This window comes from Streptomyces sp. NRRL WC-3742 (genome assembly GCF_000720635.1).
GTDB lineage: Bacteria > Actinomycetota > Actinomycetes > Streptomycetales > Streptomycetaceae > Kitasatospora.
The window spans coordinates 15,603-41,086 of record NZ_JOCF01000045.1; the positions used below are offsets into that span (position 1 = coordinate 15,603).

The window sequence follows — 25,484 nt, forward strand, 5'->3', positions numbered from 1 at the left end:
GTCGCCGTTCCGTCCCACACGGTCGGGCGGTTCCGCCTCCGGTGCGGAGGCCGTTCTCAGCCGCGCAGCGGTCGTGCGAGCGGGATGTCCGCCGTCACGACCACGGCGGCCGGGTCCAGATCGGCCGGGGTCGGCATGGCGCTCCCCGGCAGCTGTACGGCGGCGGCGCCGTGCGCCAGGGCCGCCACGAGTGCCCCGGGGCCGGTTCCTCCGGCTCCGAGGAAGCCTGCGAGCGAGGCGTCGCCCGCTCCCACGTCGCTGCGCACGACGGCCACCGGCGCGCTCCCGAACCAGCTGCCCTCCTCGGCGACGAGCAGCATCCCGTCCGCGCCGAGGCTGGCCAGGACCTGCTGGGCGCCGCGCTCGCGCAGCTCCCCGGCCGCGCCCACGGCGTCGCCGACGGTGGCGACCGGACGGCCCACGGCCTCGGCGAGTTCCTCCCGGTTGGGCTTGACCACGTCGGGGCGGGCCGCGAGGGCGGCCACCAGGGCGGGGCCGGAGGTGTCCAGGGCGATCCGGGCGCCGCCCGAGTGCGCCCGGGCGACCAGCTCGGCGTACCACTCGGGCTCCAGCCCGCGCGGCAGGCTGCCGCAGCAGGCGAGCCACTCGACGCCGTTCCCGGTGCCCTGTCCGAACCTGTGGGCGTCACGGACGAGTTCCAGCAGCGCGGCCGACTCGGCGGCGCTCAGCTCGGGGCCCACGGCGTTGATCTTGGTGAGGCTGCCGCCCCGCTCGGCGATCGAGACGTTGATCCGGGTGTCCCCCGAGATCGCGACCGCCTCGACGTCGATGCCCTGGCCGCGCAGCAGATCGCTGAGCAGCCGGCCGGAGGGCCCGCCCAACGGCAGGACGGCGGTGGTTCGGTGGCCGGCGGCGGTGAGCGCGCGGGAGACGTTGACGCCCTTTCCGCCGGGGTCGAGCCGGTCGTGCGTGGCTCGGTTGACCTCGCCCGGTGTGAGCGTTCGCAGCTCGTAGGTGCGGTCGAGGCTGGGGTTCGGGGTGATGGTGACGATCATGCGCGGATGACTTCCGGTCCGTGGTTCTCGATCTCGGCGGCCTGCTCGTCGGTCAGTCCGACGTCCGTGACCAGGACGTCGACCTGGTCGAGCGAGCCGAAGCGGGCGAAGTGGCGGGCGCCGTACTTGGAGGAGTCGGCGACCAGGACCACGCGCCGGGCGCCGGCGAGCATGGCCCTCTTGACGGCCGCCTCGGCGAGGTCGGGCGTCGACAGGCCCCCCTCCGGCGAGAAGCCGTTGGTGGCGACCACCGCGACGTCCGCGTGGACGTCGGCCAGGTCGCGCAGCGCCCAGGCGTCGACGGCCGCCTGGGTGCGGTGGCGCAGCCGCCCCCCGACCAGGTGGAGGGCGAGTGCGGGGTGGTCGGCGAGCCGGGCCGCGACCGGCAGGGCGTTGGTGACGACGGTGAGGGCGCAGTCGAGGGGCAGCAGTCCGGCCAGGCGGGAGACGGTCGTCCCGGCGTCCAGGATCACGCTGCCCTCGCTGGGCAGCAGGGCCAGGGCCGCCCTGGCGATGCGCTCCTTCTCGGGCGCGGCGGTGGAGTCCCGTTCGGCCAACCCGGGCTCCAGGTTCAGTGCTCCGGCGGGCAGCGCTCCGCCGTGCACCCGGTGCAGCAGACCGGCCCGGTCGAGCGCGCTCAGGTCACGGCGGATGGTCTCCTGCGTGACGCCGAAGTCCTCGGCCAGGGTCGGCACGTCCACCCGGCCCTGCTTCTGGGCGAGGCGGAGGATCTCTTGCTGCCGCTCGGGTGCGTACATGTGGGATTGGGTCCGTTTCATGTCCGTTTACGCCTGGTGGGGTCCGACCATACGCGCATCGGCCGGAAAAGCAAGAGACGGTTCCATGACGGTTCCAGGACGGACGCCGCCCCGGGCAGGACGCCCGAATGTGTTGACATCTCCGTGTAATCGGGCGTACAACCAACCGAAACAACACGCCAACGGGCGTGAAACCACAGACTGCCCGCCCCGCGACCGCCCCCGCACGCGGGGACCGGGCAGCGATCCGGCGGCCCGCGCCTCACCCCGCGCGGGCTGCCGTGGCCCCTCCCCCGTCGACCCGGCTCCCACCCGGATCGACGACCCCTACTCCTCCTCCTCAAGGACTCCCCATGCACTCGATCCGGATCACCGTCGGCTCCACCAGCGGCCTGCACGCCCGTCCGGCGTCCCTGCTCGTCCAGGCCGCCGCCCGCCAGCAGGCCAAGGTCACGGTCGGCCGCCCCGGCCAGCCCCCGGTGGACGCCCGCAGCCTGCTGTCCGTCCTCGCCCTGGCCGCCCGCCACGGCGAGACCCTGGAGCTCACCGCCTCCGGCGACGGGGCGGAGCAGGCCCTCGAGGTGCTGGCGGAGTTGCTCGCCGCCGACCTCGACGCGGCGGCATGAGCGGCACGAACAGCATGAGCGGACGGTGAGTTGACGTCCGCTTCGCGAACGGTTCACCGGTCGACCGCATTCCGCGCCCGCACCGCACGGATCATCACCAGTCGGCCGAAGTGATTCACGGACCGTTCACCGACAACCGGAACCCTGACCTGCCCGCGTCCGTCAGAATTGATGACAGTTCAACAAGTCTCCGGGCAGGGAAGGGAACCGCGATGTCCATGGTCAGGAGGATGATCGGCGCCGTCGCCGTCGCCCTCGTGGCCGTCCTGGGACTGGTGGTGCTCTCCCAGTCCGCGTCCGCCCTCACCCGGGAGGAGCGCTGCTCCGCCCGGGTGGCCGCGGAGGCGAAGCTCGTCGAGGAAAGGGTGGCCCCCGAGTGCCCTCCCGGCCTCGGCTGGACACGCGTCCGTAAGGTCGAACTCCCCGGGTCCATCCGGGAGTTGAATCCCTCCATCACCAGCGGTGCCTGCGCCGACGACCCTTCGCCGGCCCGCGCCCCCCGCACGCCGCACGCGGCCCTCAGACAGCCCTCGGCGGCGCTCCTCCAGGTGTTCCGCTGCTGATCGGCGCCGACCGCGCCCGCACGCTCACCGGCGGCGGCACCCCGAGGAGGGTGCCCCACCGCCCGTCTCCCCGCAGTCCACGACGGCCCGGCAGTGACCACGCATGCCGGCGCCGCGCTGAGTGCTGCCCTCGTACAGAGCGAGCGGGCACGGTCCCGAAGTCACCGTTCCGACACGACTTCCGAAGGGTCCGAGGCACCGACATGCAAGGATTCATAGACCACGCCCGCACCTTCCGCCGCCGTGCCGCCCAGGACGGCCACACCCTCCGGCACCTGGCGGAGGGCCAGAGCCCGCAGGCGCTGTTCATCACCTGCTCCGACTCCCGCATCATCCCCTCCGCCGTCACCGGCGCCAAGCCCGGGGACCTCTTCGAGATGCGGACCGCCGGCAACATCGTCCCGCCGCACCGCCCGTCCGCCCCGTCGGCCGAGGCCGCCACCATCGAGTACGCGGTCGAGGTCCTCGGCGTCGCCGACATCGTGGTGTGCGGCCACTCCCACTGCGGCGCGGTGGGCGCCGTCGTGCGGGGCGAGGACCTCACCGGGCTGCCCTCGGTGCGCGACTGGCTCGCCGACGGCACCGCCCTGACGACCGGCGGGGAGGCGAGCCACGACCTCGCCACCCCGGTGCAGCGGCACGTCCTGGACCAGCTGGAGAAGCTGCACACCCACCCGAGCGTCGCGCGCCGGGTCCGCGAGGGCCGGCTCGGCCTGCACGGCTGGTTCTACGAGGTGCACACCGGTGCCGTCCTCACCCACCGGCCGGACTCCGACGTCTTCCTGCCGCTGTGACCACCCCGCGGCCCACCACCACCGGACTCCCACCGATGAGGGCTCCCATGCGATTTCCCACGCTCAAGTACGACCTGACCGCCTCGTTCGTCGTCTTCCTGGTCGCTCTCCCGCTGTGCGTCGGCGTCGCCGTCGCCTCCGGCGTACCCGCCGAACTCGGCCTGATCACCGGTATCGTCGGCGGCCTGGTCGCCGGCGCGCTCCCCGGCAGCAGCCTCCAGGTCAGCGGCCCGGCGGCCGGGCTGACCGTCCTCGTCGCCGAGACCGTGCAGCGCTTCGGCCTGCCCGCGCTCGGGGTCGTGGTCATCGCCACCGGACTGCTCCAACTGCTGCTCGGCGCACTGCGCTGGGGCCGCTGGTTCCGCGCGATCTCCGTCGCCGTGGTCGAGGGCATGCTGGCCGGCATCGGCCTGGTGATCATCGCCGGTCAGCTGTACGCGATGGCCGACCGGCCCGCACCCTCGAGCGGGATGGACAAGCTCCTGGGGCTTCCCGGCCTGCTGCTCCGGCTCGTCTCCGGACCCGCCGTCCTGTACCCCTTCCTGATCGGCGCCGGCACCATCGCGGTGATCCTGCTGTGGCAGCGGCTGCCCGCCCGGATACGGGTCGTCCCCGGCGCGCTGGTCGCCGTCGCCCTCGCCACGGGCGTCGCCTGGCTGCTCCACCGTCCGGTGAAGAAGGTCGAGGTCCAGGGCCTGCTGGACGCCGTCCAGCCCCCCGGCGCCGGCGTGATCGGGCAGCTCACCCCGGCGCTGCTCGTGACGATCGTGGCCTTCACCCTGGTCGCCTCCGCCGAGAGCCTGTTCAGCGCGGCGGCCGTCGACCGCCTCCACGACGGACCGCGCACCGACTACGACAAGGAGCTCATGGCCCAGGGCGCGGGCAACGCACTCTGCGGCGCCCTCGGCGCCCTGCCGATGACCGCCGTCATCGTCCGCAGCGCCGCCAACGTCCAGGCCGGCGCCCGGACCAGGGCCTCACGCGTGCTGCACGGGGTGTGGCTGCTGCTCTTCGCCGCCCTGTTCCCGGCGGCGCTCGGCGTCATCCCCGTCGCTGCACTGGCCGGGGTGCTGGTGCACGCCGGATTCAAGCTGCTGCCGCTCGGACAGCTCGGACCGCTGTGGCGCGAGCACCGGGCGGAGGCGCTCGTCCTCGTGGCCACCGCCGTCGCCATCGTCACGGTCAACATGTTCGAGGGTGTGCTGATCGGTCTGGGCCTGTCGGTCGTCAAGGCCGCCTGGGAGACCTCCCGCCTGCACGTGGAAACGGAGGAACGGCCCGGCGGCCTCCTCCGGGTCCGGCTGACGGGCAACGCCACCTTCCTCCGGCTGCCCAAGCTCCTGGACGCCCTCGAAGCGACACCGGCCGACCGCGTCGTGGAGCTGGACCTCTCCGGGCTCCGGCACCTCGACCACGCCTGCCAGTCCGCGCTGACCACCTGGACCGACCGCCACAACGCCCATGCCCCCGAAGAAGTGCGGCTGATCCCCGCACTGGCCGGTCGCGCCTGACCGGGCGCCACCGGATGCGCCGCCGCTCCCGGGTCGGGAGCGGCGGCGCGCCGTCGGCCGTCGTCAGCCGCGGTTTCGGCCTCCGTCAGCCGCGGTCCCTGGCCGCTTCGCGCGCGAGGCGGCCGCGGATCGCGTACCAGCCAGCGGCCAGCGCGGCGGCGATCAGCGGCACGCAGAGCACGGTGGTGCGTCCGGCGCCGCCGTCGGCGTACATCAGGACCAGGACGGCGGCGAGGAAGGCCAGCGTCACGAGTTCGGTCCAGGGCGAGCCCGGCAGCCGGTACGCGGGCCGGGTCAGCTCTCCGGCCCGGGTCTTCCGCCAGAAGAAGAGGTGGCAGACCATGATCATGCCCCAGGTGGCGAGGATGCCGATCGCCGCGAGGTTGAGCACGATCTCGAACGCGTCCGCGGGCACGACGAAGTTGAGGCCCACGCCGAGGACGCACGTGCCGCTGGTGAGCAGGATGCCGCCGTAGGGCACCTGACTGCGGCTCATCCGGGCGGTGAAGCGCGGGGCGGAGCCGTTGACGGCCATCGAGCGCAGGATGCGGCCGGTGGAGTAGAGCCCGGAGTTGAGCGAGGACATCGCCGCGGTGAGGACCACCAGGTTCATCACGCTGCCGGCGGCCGGCACGCCGATGTGGGAGAGCACGGTCACGAAGGGGCTCTGCCCGGCGGTGTACCTGCTCCACGGCATCAGCATCGACAGCAGGACCACCGAGCCGACGTAGAACAGGCCCACCCGCCACATGATCGAGTTGATCGCCTTCGGCATGATCTTCTCGGGGTTCTCGGTCTCACCCGCCGTGACGCCGACCAGTTCGACGGAGGCGTAGGCGAACACCACCCCCTGGATGATCAGCAGCATCGGCAGCAGCCCGTTGGGGAAGACCCCGCCGTTGTCGGTGATCAGCGAGGGGCCGGGCACGGCCCCGTCCACCGGGTGCCGGGTGACCAGGAGGACGATCGCGATGCCCATGAACACCACGAGCGCGCTGACCTTCACGATGGCGAACCAGAACTCCAGTTCGCCGAAGATCCGCACCGAGATGAGGTTCACGGTGAGGACCGCCGCCAGGGCCACGAGAGCGATCACCCACTGCGGGACGTCCGAGAACAGGTGCCAGTAGTGGGTGTACGTGGCCACCGCGGTGATGTCGGCGATCCCGGTGGTCGCCCAGTTGAGGAAGTACATCCAGCCCGCGGTGTACGCCCCCTTCTCGCCCAGGAACTCCCTGGCGTACGAGACGAAGGCTCCGGAGGACGGCCGGTACAGGACGAGTTCGCCCAGTGCCCGCACCACGAGGAAGGCGAAGACGCCGCAGACGGCGTAGGCGATGAACAGGGAGGGCCCGGCCTGGGCGAGACGACCGCCGGCCCCCAGGAACAGGCCCGTGCCTATCGCGCCGCCGATGGCGATCATGTTGACGTGCCGGGGTTTCAAGGACTTGCTGTAGCCGGTGTCCCCGGCATCGACGTGACGGGTGGAGGGGCGCTTCTCGTCTTTGAGGAACTGCTCGCTCACGCCTCGGGTCTGCCTTCTGTCGGAGTGCCCGCGCCTTGGGGGCGCAGGATGTCGGTGAGGGTCGCCTCGACGCGGCGCAGGTGGTGGGACATGGCCTCCACCGCGTCCGGCTCGGAGCCGTCGACCAGTGCTTCGAGGATCGCGCGGTGCTCGCAGTCGGACTGCTCGCGTCGATCGCCCAGTTCGTTGAGGAAGGCCGACTGGCGCGCCAGCGCGTCACGGATCTCCTCGATCACCCGGCGGAAGACCGGGTTGCGGGATGCCTCGGCCACCGCCAGGTGGAAGACGGTGTCCAGCGCGACCCAGGCCGTGGTGTCGGTCTCCCGCTCCATCCGGTCGAGCAGGTGGGCCAGCCGGTCCAGGTCCTCCGGAGTGCGGCGCAGCGCCGCGTACCCGGCGACCGGGATCTCCACGTGGCGGCGCACCTCCAGGAGGTCGGCTGCGGCGTAGTCGCCGAAGGTGGGGCCCTCGACCGTGGTCGCCACGACGAAGGTGCCCTTCCCGGTCTTCGAGACGGTCAGCCCCATCGCCTCGAGGGCCCGGAGTGCCTCCCGCAGCACGGGCCGGCTGACCTCCAGGGTGCGGCACAGCTCCGCTTCGGAGGGCAGCCTGTCCCCCACCGCGTACTCGCCGCGCTCGATGGCCCCGCGGAGGTGGCCGAACACCGCTTCCACGGCGCTCACCCGCCGGGGTCTCGGACTGACTGTCCGGCTGTCTGACAGGTTCACTGAGGTGCTCCCCGGGGGATGGCGTTCGGTGGCGTGCCGTGGCATGGCGTGCCGTGGCGTCAACGGCTCGGATCCGGAGCAACTCCCGTGGGACGCACGGCCTGTGCCCGCTGCGAATGATCGACCGGCCGCGGCGCGGGGGCGGAGGCTTGCGCATCGGGGCGGCAAGCAAGAATCCTGCTGCCGTTCACCGTCAGGCACAAGCAAAGACATCTTCGCGACAGATAAGTGAGCGTTAACACCATGCAGAGACTCGACCCCCGCCTCCTCGCCGCCCTCGAAGCCGTCGTCCGCCACGGGTCCTTCAACTCCGCCGCACGCGAACTGGGTTACACCGCGCCCGCCGTCTCGCAGCAGATCGCCGAACTCGAACGCCGCACGGGCCTCAGGGTGCTCGAACGCCGGCCCGTACGGCCCACCCCGGCGGGCGAGGTCCTCCTCGGCGCCGAACAGGGGGTCAGGAGCGTCCTGGCCGCCGCGTCCGCGGAACTCGACGCCATACGCGCCGGCACGGCCGGTCAGATCCGGCTGGGCGCCTTCGCCTCCGCCGCCACCGGCATCGTCCCGAAGGCGCTGGCGCAGCTGCACAGGACGTACCCCGACGTGCGGGTCAGCCTCTCCCAACTGGAACCCGAAGCCGGCTACAGCCGCCTCAAGCGGGGGGACATGGACCTGGCCCTCAGCTACGACTACGACTTCATCCCCATGCCGCCGCCCCGCACGCTGCGCCGGACGCTGGTCGCACGGGACCCGGTCGTGGCAGTGGTCCCGGCCGGCCACCACCTCGCCGAGCGGGACGTCATCGACCTGGCCGACCTCGCCTCCGAGACCTGGATCGCGGCCCCGGAGGCGGCGCTGCGCCTGGAACTGCTCGCCCAGATCGCGCAGACACCCGGCTTCCGGGCACGCCTCGACTACGACGGGGACGACTTCAACACGGTGCTCGGCTTCGTGGCCGCGGGCCTGTGCGTCGCCGTCATGCCGAAACTGGCGCTCCCCCCGGGCGCCACCCAGGTCGTGGCGCGCCCGCTGGCCGACCCGCAGCTGACGCGGTTCATCTACGCCGTCCGCATCGACACCCGGCACGCCCCACGGGCCCTGCTGGCCCTGGAGGAGATGCTCGCGACGCAGGCCCTGGCCGCGGTCTCCTGACGGATGCCCCGGGGATCCCGGCCGGCCCCTCCCCCGGGGGCCGGCCGGGGGTGAGGGCGACGCCCCGGGGCCCGCCGCCGAGCGGTCACCCGAACGAGATCGGTACGTACGGACGATCGATCGCGAGGCATGGCACGCGGTCAGGGGATTCGCTCCCGACGCCCTTGACAGTGCGTCACAGGCTGAGAACCCTGGTGCGTACTCCAGGAGCGTGAGGGGCCACGGCATGCCATGGTTTGACGAGAGCGGGCGCCACCAGGGTTTCCCGGCGGCGGTGTTGGCCGACGGCAGCGAGCCGGCACCGCTACCGGACGGCCGGACCACCTGGTGGCTCTACAACGGTGCGGACGGTCCCCGGGCCGCCTCGGTGCGCGGTGGGTGCAGCTGCGGCTGGCGGGGTGAGCGGGTGCACCTGCTGGACTTCGGTGACGACGCGGCGACCGAGGCGATCGGCGAGGCCACCGGGCCGTTCGCGGACTGGGAGTGGCACGTCGACCTGGCCGAGGGCGTGGTGCCGCGCGAGGTCGAGGAGCTGGTCGCGGCGCTGGTGGACCGGATCTGCGACCTGACGGAGAGCAGGCCGTACGCCGCCGCCCGTGCGGCCGCCCGGTTCGAGCGCGCCGCGGGTTCGACCGCGCTGCTGGCCGGTCGCAAGGCCCGCAGCAGCATGATGACCTGGGAGTACATCGGCCGCGCCTTCGGCTGCGGGCCGGAGGCGGCGCTGGAGCGGTTCGGCGAGACGCTGAACGACCTCGACCTCGGCCTGGGCGACGAGGCGTAGACCGTCGGGCTGGACACGGTCGTGGCCCTGCCCGTCAGCGCGTGGCGCTGTTCGGTTCCGTGGCGGCGGATCGTGCGGCCGGGACGGGGCGGCAGCACGGGCACCCCCTTGCGGCGCAAGGGGGTGCCCGTGTCCGTGGGGTGCGGCGGGAGGTGGTCGGGTCAGCCCAGCGGTACGTCGAGGCGGGCGCGGCGGTGGCTGAACGTGGCGATGGAGTGGGGGCCGTGGTAGCTGCCGAGGCCGGACTCACCGACGCCGCCGAAGGGCAGGTCGGGTACGCGCAGGTGCGCCATGGGCAGGCCGAACCCGATGCCTCCGGACGAGGTCTCGGCGACGAGGCGGGCGCGCGTGGTCTCGTTCCCGGTGAAGCCGTACAGGGCCAGCGGCTTGTCACGGTCGTTGATGAAGGCGATGGCCTCGTCCAGGTCCGCGACCTCGACGATCGGCAGGACGGGGCCGAAGATCTCCTCCCGCATGACCGGGTCCTCGGCCTTCACACCGGTCAGAACGGTGGGTGCGATGTAGACGTCGTCGCGGTCGGTCGTGCCGCCGAAGGCGAGGGTGCCGGAGTCGAGCAGGGCGGCGACCCGGTCGAAGTGGCGCTGGTTGACGAGGCGTCCGTACGCGCTCGAGGTCTGCGGGTCGCTGCCGAACAGGCGTTCCACGACCTCGGCGAGGGCGGCCGCCAGGCGCTGGGCGGTGGCCGGGTCGGTCAGGACGTAGTCGGGGGCGACGCAGGTCTGGCCGGCGTTGCGGAACTTGGCCTCGGCCAGGCGGGTCGCGACCGTGTCGACGTCGGCGTCGCTGTCGACGAACACGGGGGACTTTCCGCCCAGTTCGAGCGTGACGGGCGTGAGGTGCTCGGCTGCCGCGCGCATGACGATGCGGCCGACGGTGCCGTTGCCCGTGTAGAAGATGTGGTCGAAGCGCTGGGCGAGCAGCTCGGTGGTCTCGGGCACCCCGCCCTCGACGACGGCGACCGCGTCCCGGTCGAGGTACTCCGGCACCAGGCGGGCCATCAACGCCGAGGTGGCGGGAGCGAGTTCGCTCGGCTTGAGGACGACGGTGTTGCCGGAGGCGAGCGCCCCGGCGACCGGGACGAGCGACAGCTGGACCGGGTAGTTCCAGGGCGCGATAACGAGGACGGTGCCCAGCGGTTCGTAGTGGGTTCCGGCGGTCGTGCCCTCCGGCAGCCCGGCCAGGGCGTGGGCGCCGAGCGGCTCGGGGGCGAGCCACTCCTCCAGGTGGGCGAGGGTGTGGTCGATCTCGAGGATCGGGAGGTCGACCTCGGCGGCGTACGCCTCGGGGCGCGGCTTGCGGAGATCGGCGTGGAGGGCGTCGGCGATGGCCTCGCGGTTGTCGGTGAACAGGGCGCGCAGTGCGGTCAGTTGGGCGCGGCGCCAGGCGAGCGGCTTGGTCCTGCCGGAGCGGAACGTGGCGCCCAGCGAGGCGACGAGGGCTTGGGTGTCGGTGTCAGACATGGCGGTGGTACTCCTGGCGCCGCTCAGCGGGCGCTGAACAGCAGGTCGGTGCCTTGGGCCGACCGGCAGACGGGGGCGGCGTCGCGGCCCCCGTCTGCCGGTCGGTCTCAGGTCAGGCTTGCGGGAGACGGACGAGCATCTTGCCGGTGTTGGCACCGCGCATCATGGCCTGGAACGCCTCGAAGGTGTTCTCGATGCCGTCGACGACGGTCTCGTCGGTGACGAGCGAGCCGTCCTTGAGCCAGCCGCCCACCTGTCGGGCGAAGTCCGGCACGAGGTGGTAGTGGTCGCTGACGTTCATGCCGCGCAGGTTGATGCGCTTGCCGATGGCGAGCGGCAGGTGCGACGGGCCCGCGGGCAGCTCGGTGGCGTTGTACATCGAGATGGCGCCGACCAGAGCGACGCGGCCGCGCAGGTTCATGGTCCGGATCGCGGCGTCGAGGTGGTCGCCCCCGACGTTGTCGAGGTAGACGTCGATGCCTCCCGGAGCGGCGGCGGCGAGCTGACCGGCGATGTCGCCCGCGCGGTAGTCCAGACCGATGTCGTAGCCGAAGTCCTCGGTCAGCCGCTTGGCCTTGGCCGGGCCGCCGGCCGAGCCGATGACGCGCGAGGCGCCGAGCTTGCGGGCGAACTGCCCGGCGACGGAACCGACCGCGCCCGCGGCACCGGAGATGAAGACGACGTCGCCCTCCTGGACCGGGGCGACCTCCTTGAGGGTTGCCCAGGCCGTCAGGCCGGTGGTGCCGAGGACGCCCAGGTACGCCTGGGCGGGAGCGAGTTCGGGGTCGACGAGCTGAACGTCGGCGGCGCCCAGCAGGGCGTACTCGCGCCAGCCGAGGAAGTGGGTGACGGTCGCGCCGACCGGGACCTCGGGGGCCTGCGAGGCGACGACGGTACCGACGGCCGAGCCGGTCATGGCCTCGCCCAGTCCGAACGGCGGGATGTAGGACTCCCCTGCGTTCATCCGCCCGCGCATGTAGGGGTCGACGGAGAGGTAGTCGTTGCGGACGACGACCTGGCCGGGGCCCGGGTCGGGCACGACGGCGGTCTCGAACGCGACGTCCGAGTCCTTCGGCTCTCCGACGGGGCGGGTGATCAGGTGCCATTCACGGCTGGAAAAAGACATGACGATCCTAGGGAGTGGTGTGGTGCGAGTGAAGGTGTGGTGCGAGTGGAACAGGGAGGTCAGCTGCCCGCGGTCACGGCGGGGACGGGCACGCCCAGCAGTCCTGCCACGAGGGCGTCGGATCCCGGGGGCAGCAGGCGGTGCGCGTCCGGCGCGTTCTCCAGGCCGACCACGAGCGCGATGCAGATGTCCGCGGCCTCGACGGGCCCGACCCCCGCGACGGTGCCCGCCTCGGCGAAGAGATCGGCGAGCAGGAGGCGCAGGTCGGTGGTGAAGGCGGAGCAGATCCCGCCGAAGAGGCGGGCCTTGTCGTCGAGGAGCTCGGCCGTGTGCGGGGAGTCCTCGGACAGGGCGAGGACGAGTTCGAGCTTGGCGGCGAGGACGCCCCGGACGCGGGCGGCGTACGGAACCGTGCTGTCGGCCGCCGCCCGGCGGGCCCGCGCGAGCGCCTGCTCGTGCAGGCGCCCGGCGAGCCGCCGGAAGGCGTCGTCCTTGCTGCGGACGTACTGGTAGACCGCGGACCGGGACACGCCCATGGTGGTGGCGATGTCGTCCATCGTGGTGCGCCGGACTCCGTACCTGGTCAGGCAGTCGTACGTGGCGTCGAGGACCTCGTCGAGCCGGTCGGTGCCCATCGGGTCAGGCCAGCTTCCCGAGCAGCTCGGCGGCGAGCGGGGCGGAGGAGGCCGGGTTCTGGCCGGTGACCAGGTTCCGGTCAACGACCACGTTCGGTGCCCACGGCTCGCCGACCCGGACGTTCACGCCGGCCTCGGTGAGGCGGTCCTGGAGCAGCCACTTCGCCTTGTCGGCGAAGCCGGCCTGGGTCTCCTCGGCGTTGGTGAAGGCGGCGATCTCGTAGCCGGCGAAGGTGTTGGTGCCGTCGGCCCTGGTGGCGGCCAGCAGCGCGGCCGGGGCGTGGCAGACCACGCCGAGCGGCTTGCCGGACTCCAGGGCGAGGGTGAGGAGGCGGCCGGAGTCGGCGTCGACCGCGAGGTCCTCCATGGGGCCGTGGCCGCCGGGGTAGAAGACGGCCGCGTAGTCGTCGAGGTCCACGTCCTCGATCCTGACGGGCGAGCGCAGCTCGTCGAAGCCGGCCAGGGCGTCGGCGACGCGGTCGGCGCCCTCCTGGCCACCGTTGACCTCGGGGGCGAGGCTGCCCCGGTCGACGGTGGGAACGACGCCGCCGGGGGTGGCGACCACGATCTCGTGACCGGCCGCCTTGAACGCCTGGTACGGAGCGACGGCCTCCTCGGCCCAGAAGCCGGTGGGGTGCTTGGTTCCGTCGGCCAGCGTCCAGTGGTCGGCGCCGGTGACGACGAAGAGGATCTTCGACATGAGGGGTGCTCCGAGCGTGCGGATCCCGTACGGGGATCGGGGACGGTACGTCGCCGCCGCTGACGCTTCCGAAGCGCTGACACTTCGCACTCAGTTCGTCAGTGCGGCGACTTCCTCGACGGTAGGCCCCTTTCCCATCGGAATCCAATAGGCTCGTACATGTGAGAGATAGAGATCCCAATGGACAGCCGGGAATACCGTCACCGCAGGGGAACGGCCTCCTCGATCTGAACCTGCTGCGCACGTTCCTCGCGGTCTACCGGGCCGGAGCCTTCACCGCGGGCGCCCGCGTGCTGGGGCTGTCGCAACCGACGGTGACGACGCAGATCCGCTCCCTGGAGACCCAGCTGGGCCGGGAGCTGTTCGAGCGGCTGTCGCGCGGCGTCGCCCCGACCCCGTTCGCCGACGAGCTGGCCGCGCGGGTCATGGAGCCGTTGGACGCTCTCGGCCCGGTCAGCGGCGGCGCCCTCTTCGGGGAGGGCGACGCGGAGCCCGTGCACCTGGCGGGGCCCGCCGAGTACATCACGCACTGCGTCATGCCGACGCTCGCCCCGCTCGTCGACAAGGGGGTGCGCCTGCGCATCGCCTTCGGCCTCACCGACGACCTGCTGGACGGACTGCGCGCGGGCCGGCACGACCTGGTCATGGCCACCCTGCGCCCACGTGGCCGCGCGCTCGCCTCCGTGCCACTGGCCGACGAGGAGTTCGTCCTGGTCGCCGCGCCTTCCTGGGCCGAGCGGATCGGATCGCGCCTCGCCACCGAGGGGCCCGCCGTCCTGCACGGAGTGCCGCTCGTCTCGTACGCCGATGACCTGCCGATCGTCCGACGCTACTGGCAGCACGTGTTCGGCAGGCGGTTGAGCTGCCGGCCGGCCGTCACGATCCCCGACCTCAGAGCGGTCAAGGAGGCGGTGGTCGGCGGCGCCGGATTCAGTGTGCTGCCGCGCTACCTGTGCGCCGACGACCTGGCCTCGGGCGCCCTGACCCTCCTCAACGATCCGGACGACCCACCGATCAACACCGGCTTCCTGGTCCAACGCCCGGGAGCGTCCACGAACCCCCACGTCACGCTGGTCCGCGACCACCTGCTTCGCTCCGCCCACGACGCCTGAGGGTCGCCGCTCGAGTGGGCGCACCCTCCGCCCGGCGGTGCACACGGCCGGGCGGGGGCGCGGTTCCGGTCAGGCGTCAGGCCGCCGTGCAGGCGAGTGCCGGGGCGGTGTTGGTGCCCGACCAGGTGGCCTGGACCCCGAAGGCGGTCGAACTGCCCGCCGCCAGCGTGCCGTTGTAGGCCAGGCTGGTGGCCGTGACGGTGCCGGCCGTCTGTTGGACGGTGGCGTTCCAGGCGCTGGAGAGCTGCTGGCCGTCGGGCCAGGTCCAGTTCACCTTCCAGGAGTTGACGGCGGTGTCGGCGGTCACCGTCACCGTGGCGGTGAAGCCCGAGCCCCACTGGTTGTCGAGGTGCCAGGCGGCCTTGCAGCCCGTGGTGCTGCCGCCGGTCGCCGTGGTGGCGTTCACGGGCGGGGAGGCGGCCGAGACGTTGCCGGCCGCGTCGCGGGCGCGGACGGTGTACGTGTAGGTGGTGGCGGCGGCCAGGCCCGTGTCGGTGAAGGTGGTGCCGGTGGCCGTACCGGCCAGGGTGGTGCCGCGGTAGACGTCGTACCCGGCGACGTTGCCGGTCGAGGCCGTCCAGGCGAGGGAGACGGTGCTCGCGGTGGTACCGGTCACGGTCGCAGCGGCGGGGGCGGACGGCCCGGTGCTGCCTCCTCCGTCGCCGGTGCCGAAGGCGGGTGCCTTGATGTCCGCCAGGTAGGCGTCCTTGGCGGTGTTGACCGTGGTCCAGTCGTCGTTCAGGATCCCTCCGGTGTCACCGGAGTTGGGGTTCCACGACCAGAACGTCCAGCTGATGCTGTCCGCACCGTTCTGCGCGGTCGGGCGCAGGTACCGCACCAGTTCCTTCAGCCATGTCCGGTCGACGCTCGCCTGGAGGGTGGTGCCGAACTCGCCGACCCAGACCGGTGCGATGTTCTGCTGGAAGAGGTAGCCCCAGTTCCGGTCCCAGATGCCCGGCATGTTGGCCGGGAACGACGGGTCGCCGAACCAGCTCTGCTGCCCCACGCTCGTCGCGTAGTCGTGCGCGGAGTACACCAGCCGGTTCGGCACCTTCAGCCGCACCGGGTACTGCCCGGCGCCCTGGAGGTTGCCGCCCCACCAGTACGAACCGCCGTTGAAGGTCTGGACGCCCTCGACGAGGACCAGCAGCTGGGGGTTGGCCGCCAGTACGGCGTTGCCCGCCCGCTCGGCGGCCAGGCGCCAGTCGACCGCGGTGTCGCCGCAGCCCCAGCAGGCGGGGTCGTGCGGCTCGTTGTGCAGATCGATGCCGATCACGGTCGGCTTGCCCGCGTAACGGGCGGCCAGAGCGGTGAGGTCGGCGATCCAGGTCGACTCGGGGACGGCGGCGGTGTACCAGAGCGCCGACTGCCCGGCGGAGTCCGGGCGGTGGCGGTCGAGGATGACCTTCAGGCCGCTCGCTCCGGCGAAGTCGACGATCTTGTCCATGACCTGGAGCGAGTTCAGACCCTGAAGATCGGCGTTCATGCCGCCGGAGGTGTTGAGGCTCACCGGCGAGGTGCCCTTGAACAGGTCGTCGCTGTAGGGCATCCGGATGGTGTTGTACCCCAGCGACTTCATCTGGGTGATCATGCTCTTGTAGTCCCGGGCCCAGAGGCCGTGCGGGGCGTAGGTGGCGGTCTCGAAGCCGAACCAGTTGACTCCCGCGATGCGCACGGGACGGTTCGCCTCGTCGAGCAGTTGACGGCCGTCGGTGTGCCAGTAGCCGGAGCCGGCCGGGGCGACCGGAGTGGCCTGGGCGACCGGGACGACCGGGGCGGCCTGGACCGGAACGGCCGCGGCGGCGGGGGCGGCGAGCAGGGTTGACGCGAAGGCGACGGCCAGCAGGGCGTCGCGGAGGCGGCGTACGGGGTGGAGCACGTCGCTGGTCCTCTCTGCGCTGGCCCGGCAGAGATCTGTGGGAGCGCTCCCAGATTGCGCTTCGCGGAGGGCTCCGTAGGGTCCTGCCGGGCAGTGGGGGGTGGTCCGAACCTGGACGCGGCCCGAACGAGGGAGTGGCCCGAACGAGGGGGCGGGCAGGCCGAGTTCGGCGATGTCCAGTGAAGCCATGAAGCGATGGGGCGTCAAGGGAGGCCACCGCGTTCGTTCCTTGAACGCGGTGGCCTCAGCCCGTCGACCCGGTCAGACGAAGCGCCACAGATGGTCGTCCGTACCGTTGTCGTCCCACAGGACGACCTGGGCGCCGGCGGCGGTCGAGGCCCCGGAGACTCCCAGGACCCGGCCGCTGACGGCCGACTGGAGGCGGAAGGTGTCGCCGCCACCGTGCCGCAGGCGCCATCGGTGGTCGCCGGCTCCGTCGTCGGCCCACTGAACGATCCTGGCGCCGTTCGCCGTGCCGCCGCCCTCGACGGCGAGGACCTTGCCGCTGTTGGAGTTCCTGAGCCGCAGGTAGCCGCCGGTGTCGACCACCGCGGTCCACAGGTGATCGGCAGTGCCGTTGTCGTCCCACTGGATCGCCGTCGCGCCGTCGGCGGTCGACATGCCCAGCACGCCGAGCACGAGGCCGCTGCCCACGTTCCGGATGCGCCGCGCGCCGGTCGGCACGAACCACCACTGGCTGGTCGGCGAGCCGGTGTCCGCGACCTGCACGGCCGAGGCCCCCGGGGTGAGGGACCCGCCGGCGATGCCGAGCGCCTTGCCGCTGTTGGCGTTCACCAGCCCGTGCGCGCCGTCGGCCGCCGCGACGACGGACCACCGGTGGTCGGCGGTGCCGCTGTCCGACCACTGGAGCACCTGGGCGCCGTCGGCGGTGGACATGTTCTGCACGCCCAGGACCTTGCCGCTGTTGGCGTTGCGCAGGCGGAGCGCGGTGCCGTCGGCCACGAGCGCCCAGTCGTGGTCGGCGGTGCCGTTGTCGCTCCACTGGAGGGCGGGGGCGCCGTCGGCCGTGGACATGTCCCGGATGCCGAGCAGCAGCCCGCTGCCCGCGTTGAGCAGGCGGAACCCGCCGCTCCCGGTGCTCCCGCCGCTCTTGGTGCGCCAGTAGACGGTGTAGTTGAAGCCCTGCGCGTCGTGGAACGGGACGAGGCGGACGGACGAGCCGTCGGCGGTCGCGGTGAAGGCGAGGCCGGAGGAGCCGGTCCGGGTGATCGACGCCGGGTCGAGGACCGGGAGCGCCGCGAGATCGGTACTGCCGTAGTCGCCGCACAGCACGACCGGACCGTAGGTGACCGCGGCGACGTCCGGGTTGTCGGCGGCGGCCCGGAGCTCTGCGCGCATGGGCAGGGTGACGGTCACCGTGTCGCCGGAGGTCCACGAGCGGGTGACGGTGGCGTAGGTGCCGGGCGTGGTGGCGATGTTCTGCACCACTCCGTTGACGCTCACACTCGCGGCGGACGCCCAGGCGGGGATGCGGACGCGCATCGACCAGGTGCCGCCGACGCTTCCGGTGACCCGGATGGTCGTGGTGTCCTCCGCGGGGTACGCGGTGGTCTGGGTGACCGTGATGCCCCGGTCGGCCCAGGTGAGGACGGTGGGAACGAACAGGTTCACGATGAGGGTGGTGCCGTCGTGGAAGTAGACGGAGTCCGCGAGCTTGGTGTTGGACTCCATGCCGGTGCCCTGGCAGCACCAGAAGCTGTCGTAGTCGGTGCTCCAGGTGCCGCCGCCCCAGGCCGGGCCCACGCCCCTGCGGCCGCCGGGCTTGAGCGGGGTGAAGTAGGTGACGTGCCCGTGCGGGTCGGCGGGGTTCTGGGCGCCGAGGACGTGGTTGAGCAGGGTGCGCTCGTAGAAGTCGAAGTACGCGGCCCGGTCGGGGTCCAACTGCCAGAGCTCACGGGTGAGTTTGAGCATGTTGTACGAGTTGCAGAGCTCGCAGGTGTCGTTCGTCAGGTAGGCGGCGATCGCGCCCGGGGGGCGGAAGTGCTCGGCCTGGCTGTTCCCGCCGATGGCGTAGGAGTGCGCGGTGGTGCAGATCGTCCACGCGTTGGCGGCGATGTCGTGGTAGCGGGCCGTTCCGGTCGCCCGGTACTCGCTGACGGCGCCGATCCACTTGGGGACCTGGGTGTTGGCGTGCAGGCCGCTCAACCGGTCCTGGCCGGCGGCCAGCGGGTCGAACACGGCGGCGTGGTCGAAGCGCTGGGCGACCGTGAGCCAGCGCGAGTCCCCCGTCTGCCGGTGGAGGTCGGCCAGGACCGCGTTCATGCCGCCGAACTCGGTCCCCATGAGCGCCTGCATCTGACTCGGGGTGAGCGCGCCGGTGCGCCGGTCGACCCAGGCGGCCAACGCCAGCAGGACGTCCCGCGCCTGGGTGCTGCCCAGGAGGCGCCACACGTCGAGCAGGCCCGCCATGGTCTTGTGGACGCAGTAGTACGGCACGTTGCCGTTGTTGAGCGATCCGGACTCCAGCCGGGCGAAGTCCGCCTCGGGGAAGCCCGCGAGGTATCCGGGGCTGAACCCGGCGGCGGCGTTGTTGGCCTGGCACTTGGCGAGCTCGGCCACCATGGAGACGGCCTTGTCGCGGCAGGTGGTGTCGCCCGTGCCCACGTACGCCTGGGCCCACGCGCTGAGGAAGTGCCCCTGCACGTGGGTGCGGAAGGGGAAGGTCGGGGCGTCCCAACCGCCGACGGCGGCAGCGGCGTTGGTGGAGAGCCGGTGATTCGCTCGGAAGTTGTACAGCAGGCGGTCGACGTCGACGAAGCGCAGGTATGCCAGGGTGCGGTTCTGGTTGTCGAGCCACCGGCCGGTGGTGAGCCGGACCTGACCGAGGTCGAACGGCGACGCCGGGGCTCCGACTGCGTCCGCGTCGGCGGCGGCGTCGGCGGCGGCGTGGGTGGCGGCGTGGGCGGCTGTCGCGGCGGGACCGAGGCCGACGGCCGGGGTGAGGGCCAGAGCGCCGGTCGCCTTGAGGACGTTGCGGCGGCTCAGGGGGGAATGCGGCATCGCGAGTGACCTGTTCCTTCCGGGGTGGGAGCGGAGGAAATCGGTTCGTGGTTCTCCGTCAGCACTCTTGTTAGCGCTAACACTGCCCCTTGCGCGTCACCACTGTCCAGATGTGCGACGTCCGGATGTGCGACCGCCCCACCTGCGCCGCTCCTCGACGGAGCCGGCGCGGGCGGGGCGGTCGGCGCCGCGCTTACAGCTGGTAGAAGTCCGTGTAGTGGTTCGGCGAGTACCAGACCGCACCGGTGTTGGAGTCGACGACGATCCGGTAGGCGTCCCGGTGGGCGCCGCAGCCACGGGGGTAGACGTCGTACTCGTAGAACGTGTCGCCGGAGGGCAGCTGCCCGTCGTTGTTGTAGAACTCGCCACCGGCGAAGCTGCACCGGCCGCCGGGCCAGTTGACCCAGCCGCGGCTGGTCGGGTAACCGAGGGAGGACCAGGTCGAGTTGGCCGAGGCGGCGGCGGAACAGCCGGAGATGTTGCAGGAGTTGAACACCGCCGCGTTCGCGGCGGGGCTGTAGAGCACGGACACGCTGAGGACGGACGAGACGGCGGCGACGAGCACCGCGAACCGCTTCGCCCAGGACAGCCGGGGACGTCGCTGAGTCAGCACAGGGACCCTCCAGGGAATTCAAAGTGCGGATGGACATGACATATTGCGGGGTCCGCGTAACAGCCGGATGTACCGCGGGTTGCGGGGGCGGACGCGTTTCCGGAAGAAACTGTGATCGTTAACAGATCCGGACGGAGGCCAACCCGCTCCCTCCCCGCACAGCCGGCCCGACGGTCATCCGCGTCGCCGCCGTCGTGAAACTTTCGCCGGGAGGATCCGCCCCGACCTGCCCCGTCACCGGGAAACCGGGAGAGGAGCCCGGCCGTTCCTTGACAGGCTCCTACCGCTGATGGAGCGTCACAGTTCGAAACGCGCCCGTAACACGAGCAGGCCGCCCCCGGAGGCGCGAGCCTACATGTGAGCGCTCACTCAGCTCGCTGCCCCGGTACCGAGGCGATCGTCCGGCCCTGCAACGGCGGCGCCGACCAGCGGTGGACCCTCGGACGGTCGGTCTCCGCTGCGAACCGCAGTGGAAAGGAAGAGACATGAAGCGCAGATCCCTCTTCGCACGGCTCCTGGCTTCGACGGTTCTCGTCACGGCCGCGATCGGCATGGTGCCGGGCACCGGCCCCAGCGCGGCCGCCGCCCCGGCCACGACCCCGGCTCCGGCCCAGGCCCAGGCCCAGGCCGCGACCGCCGTTCCGGCCACGACCGCCGCGGGCACCGGTGGCTGCGGCAAGGCGCCGGCCTTGGCCGGCGGCACCCACACGATCACCAGCAGCGGCCAGAACCGCAGCTACATCCTGCGAGTCCCCGCCAACTACGACCAGAACCACCCCTACCGGCTGGTCTTCGGGTTCCACTGGAGGGGCGGCACCGCCAACGACGTCGACTCCGGCGGCACCGACGGCTACAACTGGTCCTACTACGGCCTGCGGCGGCTGGCTGACAACACGGGCAACGCGAACAACGGCACCGTCTTCGTCGCGCCCCAGGGCTTCGACAACGGGTGGGCCAACTCCAACGGCCAGGACCTCACCTTCGTCGACGACATGGTCAGGCAGCTCGAAGCCGGGCTGTGCATCGACACGACCCAGCTCTTCTCCACCGGTTTCAGCTACGGCGGCGGGATGAGCTACGCGCTGGCCTGCGCCCGGCCGACGGTCTTCCGCGCGGTCGCGGTCTACTCCGGGGCGAACCTCAGCGGATGCGACGGCGGCACGCAGCCGATCGCCTACATGGGGCTGCACGGCCTGCGGGACAACGTGCTGCCCATCGACCTGGGACGAGGGCTGCGCGACCAGTTCGTCCGGAACAACGGCTGCGCCCCGCAGAACCCGCCCGAGCCGCCGTCCGGCAGCCTGACGCACACCGTCACCACCTATTCCGGGTGCAGGTCCGGGTACCCGGTCGTCTGGGCCGCGTTCGACGGGGCGGGCCACGACCCCGGCCCGATCGACGGATGCACCTGCGACGGCTGGCGCACCTGGACCTCGGGCGAGGTGTGGAAGTTCTTCAGCCAGTTCTCCTCCACCACGCCCCCTCCCATCCCCGGCGGCGACAAGGAGATCGTCGGCCAGGCGTCGGGCCGCTGCGTGGACGTCCCCGGCACCTCCACCACCAACGCCACCCAGACCCAGCTCTGGGACTGCCACGGCGGATCCAACCAGCGGTGGACCTCCACGGCGGGCAAGCAGCTCACGGTCTACGGCAACAAGTGCCTGGACGCCTCGGGTCAGGGAACCGCCAACGGCACCGCGGTGGTGATCTGGGACTGCAACGGTCAGGCCAACCAGCAGTGGAACGTCAACTCCAACGGCACGATCACCGCCGCCCAGTCGGGCCTCTGCCTGGACGCCACCGGCACGGGCACGGCGAACGGGACGAAGATCCAGCTCTGGGCCTGCTCGGGCGCGGGCAACCAGCAGTGGAGCCTGCGCGGCTGAACAGAGCCCCCGGGGGCGGGAGGACCGCCGCCGCCTCGAGGAACCCCGTCCGGGTATCGGCCGGGGTTCCTCGGGCTCGTCACCCTCAGGTCCGCCACCAGGGCCGGAATCGTCGACCTCGGCGGTCAGCGCGAGGCCGCCGCGCGGATCGCCGGGGCCGGCCGACTTCGACCGGGCCAAGGGTCTCGACGTGATGTCCAACCTGCTCCAGGCGCACCCGGACGTCCAGGGCGTCATCGCCGCGAACGACGAGATGGCGCTCGGCGCGGTGAAGGCGCTCGGGTCCAGGGCCGGTACGTCCGTGCAGGTCGTCGGCTTCGACGGAACCCCCGACGGGCTGAAGGCCGTCGAGCAGGGGACCCTGTACGCGTCCGTGCCCCAGCAGCCGTCGCAGCGCGGGAGGATCGCCGTGGACAACGCCGTCAAGGCGATCAAGGGCGAGAAGGTGGAGGAGACCGTCAAGGTGCCGGTGAAGGTGGTCACGAAGGAGAACGTGGCCGGGTTCAGCGGCTGAGACGGGAAGAGGGGTGGCCGGGTGCCCGCGGAAGCGGGGCTCCGGCCACCCCGTTCGGATGTCCTGATTGGGGAGTTTCATGTACGACTACGACGTGTTGGTCGTCGGGTCGGCCAACGTCGACCTCGTGATCGGTGTCGAGCGCAGGCCCGGGGCCGGGGAGACGGTGCTCGGGTCGGACCTCGCCGTCCATCCCGGCGGCAAGGGGGCCAACCAGGCGGTCGCGGCCGCGCGGCTCGGGGCGCGCACCGCGCTGCTCGCGCGGGTCGGGGACGATGCGAACGGGCGGCTGCTGCTGGAGTCGCAGCGGAACGCGGGGGTCGACACGCGGGGCGTCCTGGTGGGCGGGGCCCCTACCGGCGTCGCGCTGATCACCGTCGACCCGTCGGGGGACAACAGCATCGTGGTGTCACCCGGCGCGAACGGGCGGCTCACACCGGAGGACGTCCGGGCCGCCCGGCCCCTGTTCCACGCCTCGCGGGTGGTCTCGGCGCAGTTGGAGATCCCGTTGGAGTCGGTCGTGGAGGTCGTACGGCAACTGCCCTCCGGCACCAGGTTCGTGCTGAACCCCTCTCCTCCGCGGGCGCTGCCCGCCGAGGTGCTGGCGGCCTGCGATCCGCTGATCGTCAACGAGCACGAGGCCCGGGTGATCCTCGGCGGCGGGTCCATCGGCGACGATCCCGCCGACTGGGTACGGGAGTTGCTCGCTAGCGGCCCTGCCTCGGTCGTGGTGACGCTCGGTTCGGAGGGCGCGCTGGTCGCGTCCGCCGAGGAGGAGCAGGAGGTGGAGGTCGTGCGGGTCGCGCCGGTGAAGGTCGACGCCGTCGACACGACGGGAGCCGGTGACTCCTTCACGGCCGCACTGGCCTGGAAGCTGGGCGCGGGGGCCTCGCTCGCGGAGGCCGCCGCGTACGCCGCCCGGGTGGGCGCCGTCGCCGTGACGCGGCGCGGGGCCCAGGAGTCGTTGCCCACCGCCGAGGAGGTCGGGGCGCTGTGAGGAAGGGCGGGATTCTCAATCGCCATCTCGCAGGGGCCATCGCCGAGTTGGGGCACAGTGACCGGGTGCTCGTGTGTGACGCGGGGATGCCGATCCCGGGCGGGCCCCGGGTGGTCGACCTCGCCTTCCGGGCGGGCGTTCCGTCGTTCGAGGACGTTCTGACGGGACTCCTCGACGAGTTGGTGATCGAGGGCGCGCTCGCCGCGGAGGAGGTGCGGGCGGCGAACCCCGCCGCGGACGCACTGCCGGCCGGCTCCTTCGCCGAACTCGCGTACGTACCGCACGAAACGCTGAAGGAACTGAGCGCGGGGGCACGCCTGGTGGTGCGGACCGGGGAGGCCCGGCCGTACGCGAAGGTGCTGCTGCTGTGCGGCGTGTTCTTCCAGCACCCGGCGAGTAGCCGCACACGCGGCCGGCCGGCACGCCGAGGCAGGGGATGCCTCGGCGTGCCGGCCGTTGTGCGGGGGTGCTCACCCGGTGCTCAGACCCAGGGCCGGCCGACCAGCCAGCTGGTGTCGGCGGCCCAACTGGATGCACTGTCCCAGGCATTGGAGCCGCCGTTACCGGCGACGTAGGCGGTGTAGTCGTAATGACGGAGGTACTTCGTCGGGTAGTTCACCGACCGGAAGGACGTCCCTTGCCCGCTGTTGCCCGCGGTGGGGCAGAAGGTGGCGTCCTGGGCGAAGTTGCTGCCCCCGTCGTCGGTGTTCAGGTAGAGCTCGAACCCGTAGTGGCGCAGGAACTCTCCGGGCCTGTCGGCGGATTCGAAGGACAGGCAGGAGGTGTCGGCCAGGCCGGCTCGCACGATCCAGTTGGCGCGGGCCTTGTCGGTGGACGGGCTGGAGGAGTCAACGGCGGAGATGACGGCCTTGGTGTCGGTGTCGTTGTGGCGGAGGTAGTCGGCGGTGCAGCAGGCGGTGGTGGCCTGCAGGGAGACGCTGGAGCCGGGCGTCAGCGAGCCGCTGCCGGTCGGGGCGCTGCTGTATCCGGCCGCGGTGATGTTGGCCTGGACGGCGTTCTCGGTGGCGTCGCTCGGGTAGCCGGAGGTCATGACGCCTTCGTAGAAGGTGCCGGCGGAGCCGTTGCTGTTGTCGCCGCCGATGCCGAGGATGATGGCGCCCTCCTTGTGCATCGGGCGGTAGCCGGAGTCGCTGGGGCTCGGTCCGCTGTAGCCGGTGAACAGGCCACCGGACTGGGCGTTGCCGGCGCGGATGGCCCACTGGTTGGGCCCGCCCTTGACGATGGCGGTCACGAAGCGGTCGTTGATGGTGGGGTCACCCGGGTTCAGACCGCGGTTGGCGCCGGAGAACAGGCCGTTCTCCAGGTCGGCCATGACCCAGGGGCCGTTGCCGCTGCCACGGCCCCAGCCCGTGTTGGTGCCGAAGTAGATGGCCTCCATGTGGCCGTTGCCGGTGTCGGTGCCGCTGGTCTCGGCGTTGCCGTAGTCGAAGCAGCAGCCGCCGTTGGCGTGGGTGCCGTCGAGGACCGCGTACATGCCCTCCGGCTGGTCGCCGGTGGCGATGCCGTTGGTGTGGTTGTTCCGGTAGCCGGTGCCGGGGGCGATGTAGACGCCGTAGGCCCGGTGGCCGGCGACGGTGACCGGGGCCTCGAAGGCGTTGGCCAGGTTGTCGTTCCCGCCCGCGGCCGGCCCGGGAAAGCCGCCCTTGGGCGCCTGCGTGAGGCTGTTGCCCTTGCCGGACTGGTCGTAGATGACGGTGATGACGCAGCTGGTGGCGGCGCAGAAGGAGTCCTGGGCCGGGGCGTTGGCGTATCCGCCGGTGCTCAGCGGGCCGATGTCCCTGGTCGCCCCGTCGGAGGCGCGCCGCACCTGGTAGAGCGGGCCGCCGTACGCCCCGTACAGCGCCCGGGTGGTGCTGTGCGCGGCGACGCAGGGCGTGCCGCCCGCGGCGTAGATGTCGCACGGGCCCTCGGTGGCGGCCTGCGAGGTGGTGGCCGTGGCGGTGAGCAGGCCGGCGGCGAGTACGGCGGTGGTGCCGGTCGCGAGGATCGCGCGCCTGACGCGGCGTATCCACAATCGCTTGATCACGAAGAACTCCTTCACGGGG

General features: G+C 72.0%; 21 protein-coding genes and 2 pseudogenes. 11 read left to right on the forward strand and 12 right to left on the reverse strand.

The annotated features are described in order from the left end of the window. Nucleotides 1–56: 56 nt before the first annotated feature. Together pfkB and IH61_RS0123945 are read right to left on the reverse strand one after the other, a co-directional pair. Nucleotides 57–1,016 (reverse strand): 1-phosphofructokinase, encoded by a 960-nt coding sequence (gene pfkB / locus IH61_RS0123940; protein WP_031073169.1) that lies wholly within the window; start codon nucleotides 1,014–1,016, stop codon nucleotides 57–59. After that, nucleotides 1,013–1,774, reverse strand: a complete 762-nt coding sequence (locus IH61_RS0123945) for a DeoR/GlpR family DNA-binding transcription regulator (protein WP_031073171.1) — start codon at nucleotides 1,772–1,774, stop codon at nucleotides 1,013–1,015. The genes pfkB and IH61_RS0123945 overlap by 4 nt, the downstream gene beginning before the upstream one ends. Nucleotides 1,775–2,127: 353 nt before the next feature. On the opposite strand from IH61_RS0123945, the gene IH61_RS0123950 reads away from it, so the two are divergent. The 4 genes from IH61_RS0123950 to IH61_RS0123965 all read left to right on the forward strand — a co-directional run bounded on the left by IH61_RS0123950 (nucleotide 2,128) and on the right by IH61_RS0123965 (nucleotide 5,268). After that, nucleotides 2,128–2,400: an HPr family phosphocarrier protein gene (locus IH61_RS0123950; protein ID WP_031073173.1), complete on the forward strand. Its 273-nt coding sequence runs from the start codon at nucleotides 2,128–2,130 to the stop codon at nucleotides 2,398–2,400. 212 nt (nucleotides 2,401–2,612) lie between these two features. Further along, nucleotides 2,613–2,963: a hypothetical protein gene (locus IH61_RS0123955; protein WP_031073175.1), complete on the forward strand. Its 351-nt coding sequence runs from the start codon at nucleotides 2,613–2,615 to the stop codon at nucleotides 2,961–2,963. A 203-nt stretch (nucleotides 2,964–3,166) separates the two neighbouring features. Then, the gene (locus IH61_RS0123960) at nucleotides 3,167–3,757 is read left to right on the forward strand and encodes a carbonic anhydrase (protein ID WP_031073177.1); all 591 of its coding nucleotides are present in this window, start codon (nucleotides 3,167–3,169) and stop codon (nucleotides 3,755–3,757) included. 47 nt (nucleotides 3,758–3,804) lie between these two features. After that, nucleotides 3,805–5,268, forward strand: coding sequence for a SulP family inorganic anion transporter (locus IH61_RS0123965; protein WP_234327311.1), 1,464 nt, complete (start codon nucleotides 3,805–3,807; stop codon nucleotides 5,266–5,268). A gap of 85 nt (nucleotides 5,269–5,353) precedes the next feature. Here the strand turns inward: IH61_RS0123965 and IH61_RS0123970 are convergent, their stop codons facing one another. Beyond that, on the reverse strand, nucleotides 5,354–6,793 hold the full coding sequence (locus IH61_RS0123970; protein WP_031073180.1) for an amino acid permease: 1,440 nt from the start codon (nucleotides 6,791–6,793) through the stop codon (nucleotides 5,354–5,356). Next, nucleotides 6,790–7,467, reverse strand: a complete 678-nt coding sequence (locus IH61_RS0123975) for a FadR/GntR family transcriptional regulator (protein WP_031073182.1) — start codon at nucleotides 7,465–7,467, stop codon at nucleotides 6,790–6,792. Before IH61_RS0123975 ends, IH61_RS0123970 begins: the two co-directional genes overlap by 4 nt. 297 nt (nucleotides 7,468–7,764) lie before the next feature. On the opposite strand from IH61_RS0123975, the gene IH61_RS0123980 reads away from it, so the two are divergent. Beyond that, nucleotides 7,765–8,673 (forward strand): LysR family transcriptional regulator, encoded by a 909-nt coding sequence (locus IH61_RS0123980; protein WP_051837808.1) that lies wholly within the window; start codon nucleotides 7,765–7,767, stop codon nucleotides 8,671–8,673. A 226-nt stretch (nucleotides 8,674–8,899) separates the two neighbouring features. Further along, nucleotides 8,900–9,454 carry a hypothetical protein gene (locus IH61_RS0123985; protein ID WP_158845238.1) on the forward strand — a complete coding sequence of 185 codons (555 nt, stop codon included), beginning with the start codon at nucleotides 8,900–8,902 and terminating at the stop codon, nucleotides 9,452–9,454. 161 nt (nucleotides 9,455–9,615) lie between these two features. Here the strand turns inward: IH61_RS0123985 and IH61_RS0123990 are convergent, their stop codons facing one another. From IH61_RS0123990 to IH61_RS0124005, 4 genes are all read right to left on the reverse strand, one after another. Beyond that, a complete protein-coding gene (locus IH61_RS0123990; RefSeq protein WP_031073187.1) occupies nucleotides 9,616–10,935 on the reverse strand; it encodes an aldehyde dehydrogenase family protein in 1,320 nt (439 codons plus the stop codon). 112 nt (nucleotides 10,936–11,047) lie between these two features. Continuing rightward, on the reverse strand, nucleotides 11,048–12,061 hold the full coding sequence (locus IH61_RS0123995) for an NADP-dependent oxidoreductase (RefSeq protein WP_031073188.1): 1,014 nt from the start codon (nucleotides 12,059–12,061) through the stop codon (nucleotides 11,048–11,050). Nucleotides 12,062–12,120: 59 nt separating this feature from the next. Continuing rightward, complete coding sequence (locus tag IH61_RS0124000) at nucleotides 12,121–12,696, reverse strand: TetR/AcrR family transcriptional regulator (protein WP_031073191.1); 576 nt, start codon at nucleotides 12,694–12,696, stop codon at nucleotides 12,121–12,123. A gap of 4 nt (nucleotides 12,697–12,700) precedes the next feature. Continuing rightward, a complete protein-coding gene (locus IH61_RS0124005) occupies nucleotides 12,701–13,396 on the reverse strand; it encodes a type 1 glutamine amidotransferase domain-containing protein (protein WP_031073193.1) in 696 nt (231 codons plus the stop codon). Between the two features lie 161 nt (nucleotides 13,397–13,557). Here IH61_RS0124005 and IH61_RS0124010 point away from each other — a divergent pair, with 161 nt between their 5' ends. Beyond that, nucleotides 13,558–14,508: a LysR family transcriptional regulator gene (locus IH61_RS0124010; protein ID WP_031073196.1), complete on the forward strand. Its 951-nt coding sequence runs from the start codon at nucleotides 13,558–13,560 to the stop codon at nucleotides 14,506–14,508. Between the two features lie 76 nt (nucleotides 14,509–14,584). Here IH61_RS0124010 and IH61_RS0124015 read toward each other — a convergent pair whose 3' ends face one another. The 3 genes from IH61_RS0124015 to IH61_RS0124025 form a co-directional block, all read right to left on the reverse strand. Further along, nucleotides 14,585–16,387: a cellulase family glycosylhydrolase gene (locus IH61_RS0124015; RefSeq protein WP_031073197.1), complete on the reverse strand. Its 1,803-nt coding sequence runs from the start codon at nucleotides 16,385–16,387 to the stop codon at nucleotides 14,585–14,587. Between the two features lie 261 nt (nucleotides 16,388–16,648). After that, nucleotides 16,649–19,408: a beta-L-arabinofuranosidase domain-containing protein gene (locus tag IH61_RS0124020; RefSeq protein ID WP_031073198.1), complete on the reverse strand. Its 2,760-nt coding sequence runs from the start codon at nucleotides 19,406–19,408 to the stop codon at nucleotides 16,649–16,651. A 193-nt stretch (nucleotides 19,409–19,601) separates the two neighbouring features. Beyond that, nucleotides 19,602–20,021, reverse strand: a complete 420-nt coding sequence (locus IH61_RS0124025; protein WP_031073200.1) for a ribonuclease domain-containing protein — start codon at nucleotides 20,019–20,021, stop codon at nucleotides 19,602–19,604. A gap of 485 nt (nucleotides 20,022–20,506) precedes the next feature. On the opposite strand from IH61_RS0124025, the gene IH61_RS0124030 reads away from it, so the two are divergent. The 4 genes and pseudogenes from IH61_RS0124030 to rbsD form a co-directional block, all read left to right on the forward strand. After that, nucleotides 20,507–21,907 carry an RICIN domain-containing protein gene (locus IH61_RS0124030; RefSeq protein ID WP_031073202.1) on the forward strand — a complete coding sequence of 467 codons (1,401 nt, stop codon included), beginning with the start codon at nucleotides 20,507–20,509 and terminating at the stop codon, nucleotides 21,905–21,907. Between the two features lie 157 nt (nucleotides 21,908–22,064). Continuing rightward, a pseudogene (locus IH61_RS0124035) lies at nucleotides 22,065–22,421 on the forward strand (substrate-binding domain-containing protein); the annotation flags it as partial. 79 nt (nucleotides 22,422–22,500) lie between these two features. After that, complete coding sequence (locus tag IH61_RS0124040; RefSeq protein WP_031073207.1) at nucleotides 22,501–23,418, forward strand: ribokinase; 918 nt, start codon at nucleotides 22,501–22,503, stop codon at nucleotides 23,416–23,418. Then, a pseudogene (gene rbsD / locus IH61_RS0124045) lies at nucleotides 23,415–23,801 on the forward strand (D-ribose pyranase); the annotation flags it as partial. The gene IH61_RS0124040 and the pseudogene rbsD, both read left to right, overlap by 4 nt. 98 nt (nucleotides 23,802–23,899) lie before the next feature. On the opposite strand, the gene IH61_RS0124050 reads toward rbsD, so the two are convergent. Beyond that, nucleotides 23,900–25,465, reverse strand: a complete 1,566-nt coding sequence (locus tag IH61_RS0124050; RefSeq protein ID WP_031073210.1) for an alpha-L-arabinofuranosidase B — start codon at nucleotides 25,463–25,465, stop codon at nucleotides 23,900–23,902. Between the last annotated feature and the right edge of the window lie 19 nt (nucleotides 25,466–25,484).